The organism is Streptomyces sp. NBC_01723, assembly GCF_036246005.1.
GTDB lineage: Bacteria > Actinomycetota > Actinomycetes > Streptomycetales > Streptomycetaceae > Streptomyces.
Genome location: NZ_CP109171.1, coordinates 621,109 through 633,098, shown reverse-complemented (window position 1 = coordinate 633,098; position 11,990 = coordinate 621,109). Strand labels below are relative to the sequence as shown.

The 11,990-nt window shown below is 71.6% G+C and carries 11 protein-coding genes; 2 read left to right on the top strand and 9 right to left on the bottom strand.

Annotated features, from left to right (window positions below):
- Window positions 1-116 precede the first annotated feature (116 nt).
- A complete protein-coding gene (locus tag OIE75_RS02935) occupies window positions 117-302 on the top strand; it encodes a hypothetical protein (protein WP_307009372.1) in 186 nt (61 codons plus the stop codon).
- A gap of 18 nt (window positions 303-320) precedes the next feature.
- Here the strand turns inward: OIE75_RS02935 and OIE75_RS02930 are convergent, their stop codons facing one another.
- The 7 genes from OIE75_RS02930 to OIE75_RS02900 form a co-directional block, all read right to left on the bottom strand.
- Entirely contained in the window at window positions 321-1,112 is a 792-nt protein-coding gene (locus OIE75_RS02930) for an SAM-dependent methyltransferase (RefSeq protein WP_329469368.1), read from the bottom strand.
- A 103-nt stretch (window positions 1,113-1,215) separates the two neighbouring features.
- On the bottom strand, window positions 1,216-1,851 hold the full coding sequence (locus tag OIE75_RS02925; RefSeq protein ID WP_329469367.1) for a sugar O-acetyltransferase: 636 nt from the start codon (window positions 1,849-1,851) through the stop codon (window positions 1,216-1,218).
- Window positions 1,852-1,890: 39 nt separating this feature from the next.
- Complete coding sequence (locus OIE75_RS02920) at window positions 1,891-3,918, bottom strand: glycoside hydrolase (protein WP_329469366.1); 2,028 nt, start codon at window positions 3,916-3,918, stop codon at window positions 1,891-1,893.
- Window positions 3,919-3,953: 35 nt separating this feature from the next.
- Window positions 3,954-5,999, bottom strand: a complete 2,046-nt coding sequence (locus OIE75_RS02915; protein ID WP_329469365.1) for a beta-galactosidase — start codon at window positions 5,997-5,999, stop codon at window positions 3,954-3,956.
- Between the two features lie 37 nt (window positions 6,000-6,036).
- Window positions 6,037-7,380 (bottom strand): ABC transporter substrate-binding protein, encoded by a 1,344-nt coding sequence (locus OIE75_RS02910; RefSeq protein WP_307009363.1) that lies wholly within the window; start codon window positions 7,378-7,380, stop codon window positions 6,037-6,039.
- Between the two features lie 73 nt (window positions 7,381-7,453).
- Window positions 7,454-8,404: a carbohydrate ABC transporter permease gene (locus tag OIE75_RS02905; protein ID WP_329469364.1), complete on the bottom strand. Its 951-nt coding sequence runs from the start codon at window positions 8,402-8,404 to the stop codon at window positions 7,454-7,456.
- A gap of 7 nt (window positions 8,405-8,411) precedes the next feature.
- Window positions 8,412-9,338 (bottom strand): carbohydrate ABC transporter permease, encoded by a 927-nt coding sequence (locus OIE75_RS02900; protein ID WP_307009360.1) that lies wholly within the window; start codon window positions 9,336-9,338, stop codon window positions 8,412-8,414.
- A 290-nt stretch (window positions 9,339-9,628) separates the two neighbouring features.
- On the opposite strand from OIE75_RS02900, the gene OIE75_RS02895 reads away from it, so the two are divergent.
- Window positions 9,629-10,615 carry a LacI family DNA-binding transcriptional regulator gene (locus OIE75_RS02895; protein WP_307017693.1) on the top strand — a complete coding sequence of 329 codons (987 nt, stop codon included), beginning with the start codon at window positions 9,629-9,631 and terminating at the stop codon, window positions 10,613-10,615.
- Window positions 10,616-10,639: 24 nt separating this feature from the next.
- Here OIE75_RS02895 and OIE75_RS02890 read toward each other — a convergent pair whose 3' ends face one another.
- Window positions 10,640-11,443, bottom strand: a complete 804-nt coding sequence (locus tag OIE75_RS02890; protein WP_307009358.1) for a ribonuclease BN — start codon at window positions 11,441-11,443, stop codon at window positions 10,640-10,642.
- Window positions 11,444-11,561: 118 nt separating this feature from the next.
- Window positions 11,562-11,960 (bottom strand): hypothetical protein, encoded by a 399-nt coding sequence (locus OIE75_RS02885; protein ID WP_125491615.1) that lies wholly within the window; start codon window positions 11,958-11,960, stop codon window positions 11,562-11,564.
- Window positions 11,961-11,990 lie beyond the last annotated feature (30 nt).

The window sequence follows — 11,990 nt, the reverse complement described above, 5'->3', positions numbered from 1 at the left end:
CTGTACGAAGCACGCGGAGGCCCGTGCCGGGCAAGGGGAGCACCGCGCCGTGTCACACCCTCCGTCGGGGGCATACGCGTGACACGGCACCGGTCGGGTGCCACCTACCCGAAGGGATGTACACCGTGCTCGCCATCATCGCCGCGGTTCTGTTCCTCATCGCCTGGCTGATCAACGCGGCGGAGGTGTCGACCAACGACGTCTTCACCTCCACCAACGTGATGCTCATAGGCCTCGCCCTGGTCGCCCTGCACGTCGCCGGTGTCGGCAGCGGCTGGGCGGCCCGCGGGCGTCGCCGCTGAGCCGTGCGCGCGTCCCCGTCAGGGGATGCGCGCCACGGCCGCGTAGATGCCGCTGTCCTCCGGCGCCGGCGGCTCCTGGCCCTCGCCGTACCACTCGGTGGCCGTGACCAGGCCCGGCTGGACCAGTTCCAGCCCGTCGAAGAAGCGGGTCACCTCCGCCCGGGTGCGGAAGCCGAGGCGGATGCCGCCCTTGGCGTACTGGGCGATCACCTGCTCCGACAGCTCGGGGAAGAGGTCGATCGAGGCGTGCGAGAGGACCAGGTGGCTGCCGGAGGGCAGGGTCTCGACCAGCCCGCGGACTATCCCGTGGGCGTTCTGGTCGTCCGTGATGAAGTGCATCAGGGCGATCAGCGACAGGGCGATCGGCCGGTCGAAGTCGAGGATCTCGCGGGCGTGGCGCACGATCTGCTCCGGCTCGCGGACATCGGCCTGGATGTAGTCCGTGGCCCCCTCCGGGCTGCTGACCAGCAGGGCCTCCGCGTGCCGCAGCACGATCGGGTCGTTGTCGGCGTAGACGACCCTGGCCGCCGGGACCGTCCGCTGCACGATCTGGTGCAGGTTGGGCTCGGTCGGGATGCCCGTGCCGATGTCCAGGAACTGGTCGACGCCCTGCGCGGCGAGGTGGGCCGCCGCGCGGTTCATGAACGCGCGGTTCTGCCGCGCCGCGTCCCGTGCCTCGGGCGGCAGGGTCTCGCCCACCGCCTCGTCGACGGGGTAGTTGTCCTTGCCGCCCAGCAGCCAGTCGTAGACCCGCGCGGGGTGGGCCCGGCCGGTGTCGATGTGGGGAGGCTGGGAATGGTCCGTCGTCATGGCAGGCTCCGTGGTCCGGGAGGTGACGCTCCGCCGTAAATTTCGATCATCGTACTGCCCCGCGCCCCGTGCCATGTCCCGGGCGCACGGCGGAAGTTGCCGATCAGACCGTGCCCAGGGTGCGGGGCGGAGCGTAGGTCCACTCCCGGTCCGCGTCGGTGATCGCGCGCAGCACGCGGGCCGGGGTCCCGGCGACGACGGTCATCGCCGGGACGTGCGCCGTCACGACGCTGCCCGCGCCGACCACCGAGCCGCGCCCGATGGTGACCCCCGGCATGATCAGCGCGCCGGCCCCGATCCACACGTCGTCCTCGACGGTCACCGGCGCCGAGAACTGCGTGCCGTCCCGGCGCAGCCTCGGGTGGACGGGGTGTCCGGTGGTGCTGATGGTGACGTGCGGCGCGAACATCACCCGGTCCCCGACGAAGACCTCGACGTCGTCGACGAGGGTGAGGCCGAAGTTGGCGTACACGTCGTCACCCAGGTGCACGCGGTTGCCGTAGGCCACGTGCAGCTCAGGCTCGATCCACACGCCGGTGCCCACGGCCGCGAACATCTCCTTCAGGATCGCCCGGCGCCCCTCCTCGTCCCGCGCCCCGGTCCGGTTGTAGGCATCCGCCAGTTCCTTGCCGCGCAGCCGCTCCTCCGCCAGCCCCTCCAGTCCCGGGGCGCCGTCGGAGTACAGCTCACGGGCCGCCATCCTGCGGCGCACCTCGCGCTCGCGGGGGTCGATGGTCATGCCGTCTCCTTCGGTCTCTCGGGGGAGGAGGGAGGGGATTCAGCCGGTGGACGTGTCCGTCAGCGTCCAGCGCTGGTTGGCGCCGGAGTTGGGCGGCCACGTGGTGACGGCCGCACCCGCGTGCGTCGCCTGACCGCCTACTTCGAGCAGGCGCCCGGTGGCGGCGTTGACCAGCGTCCAGGTGCCGTCGCCGGTGGTGGAGGCGAGCCACTCGGCGGCCCTGCCGGGTCGGCCGGTGTCGGGCTCGGCCACCGGGACGTCGTCGCGCACCGCCAGCCGGGTGCCGTGCCCGGGGGCGGTGAGGACGTAGCGGTCGCGGACGCCGCCGTCGTGACGGACCGCGCCCAGCCGCCAGTTCGTTCCGCCGCCCAGGACCAGGCCGGTGCCGTCGTCCCCGACGGTGACGGCCCGCCCGCTCTGCACGCCGGTGAGGGTGTAGTAGTCGTGGCCCCGGCGCAGCGGGGCGGCGTCCCTCGCGACGCCGGAGACGCCCTTGATCTCGAAGGAGGTGACGGACTGCGCGGGCACGGTGAAGGCGGCCGTGCGGTCCTTCACCCGGATCGGGGCCTTGCGTTCGAGTCGGCCGCCGGCGTCGGTGACCACCGGGGTGACGGTGGCGCGGCGGCTCACCTCCCCGAACTTCGACAGGTCGAGGGTGACGGTGCGGGCCTCGCTGGTGCGGTTGACGTGGACGAGCGAGGCGCTCTTGCCGTCACGGCCGACGGCGGCGGCGCTGGAGGTGTCGTCCGTGCCGATCAGCCGGTCGCCGGGCTTGATGAAGTGGGTGAAGTTGCGGGCCGTGTCGAACTTGGTGTTGGTCCGGATCGGGCAGGTCTCCAGGGTGTCCTCGGCGGTGCAGCCGAACGGGAGTTGGATACTGCCCCAGTTGCCGCCCCTGGCCGACTCGCCGCCGGGCTTCATGTTGTCGTAGTCCTCGACGGGCTGCCAGAACACCCAGGCGCGGGGCTCCAGTTCACGCAGGTCGTCGACGATCTGCTGGGCGAGACCGAGACCGGGCCGCATGTCCTCGAAGTCCTGGCCGTCGCCCCAGTCGCCGCCCACCTCGCTCATCCACAGCGGCTTGCCGGCCGCCTTGGCGAGGTCGCGCACGGTGGTGCGCTGCCCGGTGCCGTAGGTGTGGACGTTCATCCGCCCGACCAGGTCGCGGTCGGCCGCGGAGTAGGCGTCCCAGTTCCGGGCGAAGATGCCGGGGTTGGTCTCGTCCATCGCGGAGATGTCCGCGCCGACCCCGGCCTTCCTCAGCGCCGGGGCGAGGGCCCGGAGGACCTCGGTCTGAAGCTCGGGTCCCATGTGGGCGCCCTCCTGCCGGCCGCCGACGGGTTCGCCGTCGGCGCCCAGCCGGGTCCCCCAGTAGGGGGTGTGGGGCTCGTTGAACGGGTCCACCGTGTCGACCCGGATGCCCTCGGCCCGCTCCAGCCGCCGGGTCGCCCCGGCCACGTAGGCCGCGAAGTCGTCGACCGAATCGGCCTTGAGCTGGTCGGCGGAGGAGTCGAAGCCGCCGGAGACGTAGCCGCTGACGGTCATGAACCAGGGCGGCGAGTTGCTGAACGTCTCCCAGTGGTCGACGTCGTGCTTGACGCGCTCGACCCACCAGCGCTGGGTGGCGTCGGCGTCCTCGTTCCAGTCGGCGGGGTCGTCGGCGCTCCACCAGTCGGTGTCCTCGCGGGTGGTGCCCGCGGGCGCCTTCCACCAGCCCTCGACCGCGCCGCCGGCCCGCAGGTAGTCCCGCACGTCCGGCGCGTTGCCGCCGCCGATGTTGTAGCGGGCGATGTTCAGCCCGAGGCCGTCGTCGTCGAACAGGAGCCGGGCCAGCTTCTCGCGGATCTCCGGCGGGTAGTCGCCGGTCGCGTTGGCGAACCAGACCAGGCTGGTGCCCCAGCCCTCGAACCTCTCCTGCCGGTACGACGGGTCGGGCCGCACGGTCACGGAGGCGGCGGGCGCGGCCGGTTCCGCCTGGGCGGGAACGCCCAGCAGGGCGGCCCCCGTGGCCAGGGCGGTCAGGACGGCGGTCCCGAGGAGGCGTCTGTTGCGGGTACGGCGTGCCATCTGTGCTCCCCACTGGAAGGTGTGGTCGCTGCGGCTCAGTCGGTGGACGTGCGCACTACGGCGACGGCCCTGGGTGCGAGGACGAGGGTGCCGTCGGTGCCCAAGTCGCCGACCAGGGCCTCTCCGGCGAGTCCGGGAACGGTCACCGCCGCGTCGGTCCGGTTGACCAGGAACAGGAACCGGCCGCCGGGGCCGCGCCGCACGGTGGCCTCGACCGCCCCGCGCACCTCGGCGGGCAGGTCGCTCGCGACACCGGCCGGATCCAGCAGCCGCGGCAGCAGTGAGGCGAGCCCGGCCGCACCGAGCCGGGTGGACACGTAGGCGGCCGAACCGCTCCCGGTGGGGCGCCGGGTGACGGCCGGGCGGCCCGCGTGCGTGCCGGTGCGGTAGCGGACCAGGACCTCGGTCTCCGGCGCGGTCACGGTGATCTGGTCGGTCCACAGGTCGCCGGTGCCGGCGTCGTCCAGCTCCACGCGCTCCCCGGCGGGCAGCGGCCCGAACTCCTCGACGCGGATGCCGAGCAGGTCCCGCAGGGCGCCCGGGTAGCCGCCGAGCCAGACGTGGTCGTTCTCGTCGACGACTCCGGAGAAGTACGTGGTGACCAGGTGCCCGCCCTGCTCGGCGTACCGGGTAAGGTCCTTGGCCGTCCCGGCCGGGACCATGTGCAGCACCGGTGCGATCAGCACCCGGTGGCGGCTCAGGTCGGCGCCGGTGGTGACGACGTCGGCGCGGACGCCGAGGGAGAGCAGCGCCGAGTACCAGTCGAGCGCCTCCCGGTGGTAGTCGAGCAGGGAGGTCGGGTGCGAGTCCTGCTCGCTCGCCCACCAGGACTCCCAGTCGAAGAGGATGCCGACCTCCGCGGGCTCCCGCTCGCTGCCGGCGACCGGGGCCAGCGCCGCCAGCGTGCCGCCCAGCGCCGTGACCGCGCGGAACACGTCACTGTCGGGGCCGGCGTGCGGGACCATCGCCGAGTGGTACTTCTCGGCGCCCGCCGCAGACTGCCGCCACTGGAAGAAGCAGACCGCGTCGGCGCCGTGCGCCACGTGCGTCAGCGAGTCCCGGGCCAGCTCGCCCGGCCGCTTGGCCAGGTTGACGGGCTGCCAGTTCACCGCGCTGGTGGAGTGCTCCATCAGGAACCACGGCCGGCCGCCCGCGATGCCGCTGGTGAGGTTCGCCGAGAACGACAGCTCGTCCCGCTCGCGCCCGCTCGGCACCACGTAGTGGTCGTTGGCGACGAAGTCGACCTCGGCGGCCCAGTCCGCGTAGTTCATGCCCTTGGTGCCGGGCATCACCATGAAGTTGGTGGTCACGGGGATGCCGGGGGTCAGTTCCCGCAGGAGGTCGCGCTCGGCCAGCAGGTGCTCCTTGAGCGCGTCCGAGGAAAACCGCTTGAAGTCCAGCTGCTGGGTCGGGTTGGGGTGCGAGGCGGCCAGTCGCGGCGGCAGGATCTGCTCCCAGTCGCTGTAGCGCTGCGACCAGAACGCCGTGCCCCAGGCGTGGTTGAGCGCGTCGAGCGTGCCGTACCGGGCGCGCAGCCAGTCCCGGAAGGCACGGGTCGCGTCGTCCGAGTAGTCGTACACGTTGTGGCAGCCCAGCTCGTTGTTGACGTGCCAGGCGACCAGCGCCGGGTGTCCGGCGTACCGGGTCGCCATCTCCCGGACCAGGCGCAGGGCGTGCTCGCGGAAGACGGGCGAGGTCGGCCGCCAGTGCTGGCGCGCGCCCGGCGACAGCGTCTCGCCCCGGTCCGTCACCGGGAGGATCTCCGGGTGCGCGGTGGTCAGCCAGGGCGGCGGGGAGGCGGTGGCGGTGGCCAGGTCGACGCCGACGCCGTGCTCGTGCAGCAGGTCCATCACGTCGTCGAGCCAGCCGAAGTCCCAGGTGCCGGGGCCGGGCTGGACACGGGCCCAGGAGAAGATGCCGAGCGACACGATGGTGACGCCGGCCTCGCGCATCAGCCGGACGTCCTCCTCCCACACCTCCCTCGGCCACTGCTCGGGGTTGTAGTCGGCGCCGAAGGCGAGCCGGGGGGTGGGGGCACCGTCCGGCCCGCGGTGGAGGCGGGACGCGAAGGTGGAGATCATGGCGGTCCTTCCGGTGAGGTGCGTGCGGTTCCGGGGGCTACTTCTCGACGGTGAAGCCCTGCTCCTCGCCGTACTTGACGGAGGCCTCCTGCCACGACCTCAGTCCCTCGGCGAGCGGGGTGCCGGAGACGTAGGCCTTGCCCGCGGTGTCGTTGAAGACCGAGTTCGCGTACACCTGGTAGGGCAGGTACGACCAGTCGTCGGCGACGTTCGCGGCCGACTCGGCGAAGATCTTGTTGGCCTTCTGGCCGCCGAAGTAGGGGAACGCGGTGTCCTGGAACGCCGTGGACTGCAGCTCCGCGGTGGTCGCCGGGAAGGCGCCGCCCTCCAGGCGGGTCCCCACGCCGTCGCCCGCGTTCGCGTACTCGACGAAGGCGTACGCCAGCGCCTCGTTCTTGCCGAGTTCCGGCAGCGCGAGGGCGCTGCCGCCGTTCTCCGCGCTCGCCTTGCCGCCCGCGGTCCACTGCGGCAGCGGCGCGGCGCGCCAGTCGCCGGCCGCCTCCTTCACGCCGGAGGCGAGGTTCGCGGGCATCCATGCGCCCGTGGCGAGGGTCGCGATGGTGCCGTCGCCGAGGCCCTTGTACCACTCGTCGGTCCAGGGGTTGACCGAGGTGAGGAGCTTCTCGTCGATCAGCTTCTGCCAGGTGTCGGTGTACGTCTTGGCGCCCCGGTCGGAGAAGTCGATCTTCACCTTGGTGCCGTTCACCGTGTAGGGCCGCGAACCGGCCTGCCAGAGCATGCTGGTGGTGAGCCCGGCGTCGCCGGTGTCGGCGGTGATGTACGCCTTCGGGTCGGCCTTGTGCAGTTCGCGCGCGGCGTCCAGGTACTCGGCCCAGGTGGCGGGCACCTCGATGTCGTACTTGTCGAAGACCTTCTTGTTGTAGAAGAGCGCCATCGGGCCCGAGTCCATGGGCAGCGCCCAGATGCCGTCCGAGCCGGCCTTGACCCCGTTCCACGGTCCGGGGGAGAACTTGGCGGAGAGCTTGTCCGCGCCGAACGCCGTGAGGTCGGTGAGCTGCTTGGTGAGGGCGTACTGGCCCATCGCGTAGTACTCGATCTGGGCGACGTCCGGGACGCCCTTCTTCGCCGACACGGCGTTCTGGAGGGCGGTGTACTGGTCGTTGTTGGTGCCGGCGTTGACGAGGTTCACCTTGACGCCCGGGTACTTCTTCTCGAAGTCCGTGGCCACCTTCTCGAGCGTGGGCTCCCACGCCCAGACCGTGATCGTGCCGCCCTTCTTGAGGGCGGCTCGGACGTCGTCCTGGGAGACCGGCTTCTGGCTCGATCCCCCGTCGTCGGAGTCGCCGCAGGCGGTCGCCGTCAGGGCGAGGGCGCAGACGAGACCTATACCGCTCAGCAGGCGGCGCGAGTGCTTGGACATGGGTGTGCTTCCACTTCTTCGTGGCCGTGACCGGCACCGTCGAGGGTTGGAGGGGAGGAGGGACGCGTGAGGGTCATTCCTTGACGCTTCCGGCGGCCAGGCCGGACTGCCAGTAGCGCTGGAGCAGCAGGAACGCCGCGATCAGCGGGAGGATCGTGATGAGCGAGCCGGTGACGACCAGGTTGAAGACGGCCTCGCCACCGGCGGTCGCGGCCTGGGCGTTCCAGCTGTTCAGGCCCAGGGTCAGCGGATACCAGTCGGGGTCCTTGAGCATGACCAGCGGCAGGAAGTAGTTGTTCCAGGTCGCCACCATGGTGAAGAGCAGGACGGTGACGATGCCCGGCGCCAGCAGCGGCAGCGCGACCCGGAAGAAGGTGCGCACCTCGCCGGCGCCGTCGATCCGGGCGGCCTCCATCAGTTCGGTGGGGATCGCCTCGGTCGCGAAGACCCACATCAGATAGAGGCCGAACGGTGAGATCAGGGACGGGATGATCACCGCCCAGGGGGTGTTGGTGAGCCCCATCTCGCTGAACATCAGGAAGGTCGGCACCGCCAGGGCGGTCCCCGGCACGGCCACCGCGCCGATGACGACGGCGAAGACCGCGCGCCGGCCGGGGAAGCGGAACTTGGCGAGCGCGTAGCCGCCGAGCACGGCGAGGAGGGTGGCGCCGCCCGCGCCCAGCCCCACGTACAGCAGGGTGTTGAGCAGCCAGCGGGTGAAGACACCGTCGTCGTAGGTGAACGTCTCGCCGATGTTGTCCCAGAGCGCGAAGTCGCCGTCGAACCAGAGGCCGAACGAACGCGACAGCCCCTCCTGGGTCTTGGTGGCGCTGACGGCCAGCCAGATCAGCGGTACCAGGCTGTACAGCAGCACGAGACCGGTGAGCACGGTCAGCAGGACGCTGCGCCGGGGCTGGTCCGAGGAGTGCCGGCGCCGGGACGTGCGCAGCCGGGGCGCGGAGCCGGACGGGCCGGACGGCGCGGGCGCGGAACGGTCGACGGCGGTGGCGGCAGGACTGGTCATCGCCGGATCACACTCCCTTGCGCATGCCGCGCAGCTGGACGACGTACGCGATGGCCATGGTGATCAGCCCCATCACGATGGCGACCGTCGCGGAGTAGTTGTGCTGCTGTCCGTTGAAGGAGAGCGCGTAGGTGTAGGAGTTCGGCGTGTAGTCGGTGGTGATGGCGTTGGGCGCCAGCGGCTGGAGGATGCTGGGCTCGTTGAAGAGCTGGAAGCTGCCGATGATGGAGAAGATCGTGGCGATCACCAGGGCGCCGCGGATCGCCGGCAGCTTGATGGCGGTGATCACGCGGATCTGCCCCGCACCGTCGATCTGTGCGGCCTCGTACAGCGAGTGCGGGACGACCCGCAGGGCCGCGTAGAAGATCAGCATGTTGTAGCCGACGAACTCCCAGGTCACGATATTGCCGATGGAGGCGAGCACCAGGTCGGGGGAGAGCGGGTCGGGCAGCGAGACGCCCAGCGCCCCGTTGATGTCGCCGACCAGGCCGAAGCGGGTGCCGTACATGAAGCCCCACATCAGGGTGGCCACCACGGCGGGCACGGCGTACGGCAGGAAGATCGAGACGCGGAAGAAGTCCCGGCCGTAGAGGCGCCCGCTGTCCAGCGCCAGCGCCACCAGCAGCGCGATGCCCAGCATGATCGGCACCTGTACGGCGAGGAAGAGCGAGACCCGGCCGAGCGAGGCCCAGAACCGGTCGTCCGTCAGGGCCTGACCGTAGTTGTCCAGACCGACGAAGGTGGTCCCGCCGATGAGCTGCTCGCGGAAGAGGCTGAGGTAGACCGAGTAGGCGATCGGCGCGAGGAACACCAGGGCGAACACGGCCACGAAGGGGCCGAGGAACCCCCACCCCGTCCAGGAGCGGCGGTCGCGCCGCGCCGGGGGCGGGGCGGGCCGCGGCTCGGCGATGGCCGGCGGTTGCAGCGTCGTCATGTCGGTCCTCGCTCGTCCACGTCCGGGAGTCCTAGCGTGTTTGCGTAAACATCGAGCGGCGCGGAAAGCGGCCCGGCCGGAGGATTGCTGTTATGTTTACGTAAACATTTGATGGCGGCATGTCTACACTGCCCCGAGGACGACGGTCAAGGGTCCTTCGGGGCCGGGGACCGGAACAGTGCGAGAGGTGGCGGAACGCAGTGGACACCGCTGAGGGAGCCGCGGACGCGAGAGACGCCGCGAACACGGTTCCGCGGCGCCGGCGCGGCGGCCGGGTGCCGACGGCGTCCATGGCGGACGTGGCCCGGCTGGCGGGGGTCTCCTCGCAGACCGTCTCCCGCGTCTCCAACGGCTACGCCGGAGTGACCGAGGAGACCCGGCGGCAGGTGCTGGCGGCCATGAAGGAGCTGGGGTACCGGCCCAACAGCGCGGCCCGGGCCCTCAAGCGCGGCGAGTTCCGCACCATCGGCGTCATCACCTTCACGCTGGCCACCACGGGCAACGTGCGCACGCTGGAGGCCATCGCCACCTCCGCGGCGAGCGAGGGGTACGCGGTGACGCTGCTGCCGGTCGCCGTGCCGACCCAGGACGAGGTGCGGGGCGCGTTCTCCCGGCTGGAGGAACTGGCCGTCGACGCCGTGATCGTCATCATGGAGGTGCACCTCCTGGACGCGGCGAGCCTCACCCTGCCGCCCCACGTCCAGGTCGTCGTCGTCGACTCCGACGCGGGCGACCACTACACGGTCGTCGACACGGACCAGGCCGGCGGCTCCCGCACCGCCGTGCGCCACCTGCTCGACCTCGGGCACGACACGGTGTGGCACCTGGGCGGCCCCGAGGGCTCCTTCGCCGCGCAGCGCCGCACCGACGCCTGGCGGCACACGCTCACCGAGGCCGGCCGCGCCGTGCCGCCGCTCGTCCGCGGCGACTGGTCGGCGGAGTCCGGGTACCGGGCCGGCCTGGAGCTGGCCGCCCGCCCCGAGTGCACGGCCGTCTTCGCGGCCAACGACCAGATGGCCCTCGGCCTGATGCGGGCCCTGCACGAAAACGGCCGCAGCGTTCCGCGGGACGTCAGTGTCATCGGCTTCGACGACATCGCCGAGGCCGGCTCCTTCCTGCCCCCGCTGACCACCGTCCACCAGGACTTCGCCGAGGTGGGGCGGCTCTGCGTGCGGGCCGTCCTGCGCAAGATGCGCGAGGCCGCCCCGGAGCGGGGCACGACGCTCGTGCCGACCCGGCTGGTGACCCGCGCGAGCACGGCGCCACCGCCGGGGTAGTCGCGCCCGCCCACCGGCGCGGGGTCAGTCCGGGAGACGGTCGATGTTCCGGGTCCACCAGTGGTGCTCGCAGAACCAGTGCCCGACCATCGCGCCCCCGAAGACGACGAACCCCACCCCGATCAGCCAGGACTCCACCACCAGCACGATGCCGACGGTGCCGTAACCGCTCGCGTTGTCGAGGATGAGCGGCGTGAAGACCAGGTACGAGAACCCCCGCAGGCCGATCAGGCCCACCATGGTCGCCAGCGCCCCCGGCAGCAGGTCCCGCCAGCGCACCTGGCCGCCCAGCAGGAAGTGCTGGCCCCACCAGAAGAACAGCATGCCGACGGCGGTGGACAGCGCGATCCGGGCCGTCCCGTGCAGGGCGGTCCGCGTCTGCACCTCCTGGTAGAGGTACGCGGTCAGCGCGACCACCCAGGTCGCCTGGCGCCAGACGCGGTGCCACGGGCCGGAGGGCAGCTCCCAGATGCGTTCGTAGCCGTTCTGGACGCTCGCCGCGAAGGACACGCCGAAGACGGCGAGCAGGATGCCGCCCCACACGCTGGTCGTGCCGACGACCTTGGTGGGGGGACTGATGATGTCGGTCAGCGCCTTGGCGGACCGTCCCGACAGCCCCATCCCGTCCGCCAGCCAGGAGGCGAAACCGCCGCGTCCCAGCGGATCGGCGGCGGCCACGACGATCAGCAGGGGCGCCAGCGTGACCAGGGCGAGCGTGGCGAAGCCCATCGCCCTGTGCATCAGTTCCAGGTCCCGGCCGCGCCGGACGAGGGACGACGCGGCCAGCCGGTCCCACACACGGTGGAACGGCCGCCACAACCGGTTCACGGGTGCTCCTCGGGCGTCCTTTCGATGGCTCGCCGACGGGGAACTGAGTGACCCCGGGGACGTCCGGGCAAACGTCGCGCCACCCGGACGGCCCCGGTCACCTGGAGCGCCGCGCGAATCAGGGGTCCGTGCGCTGCTGTTCACGCAGCCAGTCGTTGTGCCAGGCGATGGCGGCGCGTATCTGCGGCTCCTGGAGACCGGTCCGGGAGCCGAGCTGGTCCATGGAGAGGGCCGACGGACCCTGGGTCAGGGCGCGGGTGAGCTTGGCGGCCCACAGCTCCTCCTCGACGAAGGGCCGGTGCGAGTAGCCCTCCTTGATCACGTCGAAGTGGTCGTCCGAGCACGCGGTGATGAGCCGAAGCCCGTCGAACCGTTCATGGGCGGCCTGCACCGCGGAGGAGTCCGGCACGTAGCCGGTCACGGACTCGTCCTGGGGGAAGACCCTGGCGCACAGGTCGCACAGCTCCATCGGGACCGGCCGCGGGGTCCGGTCCTTCCTGCCCTTGCGCTTCCACATGGCGACTCCCGGGGGTGCCACACAGCAGTG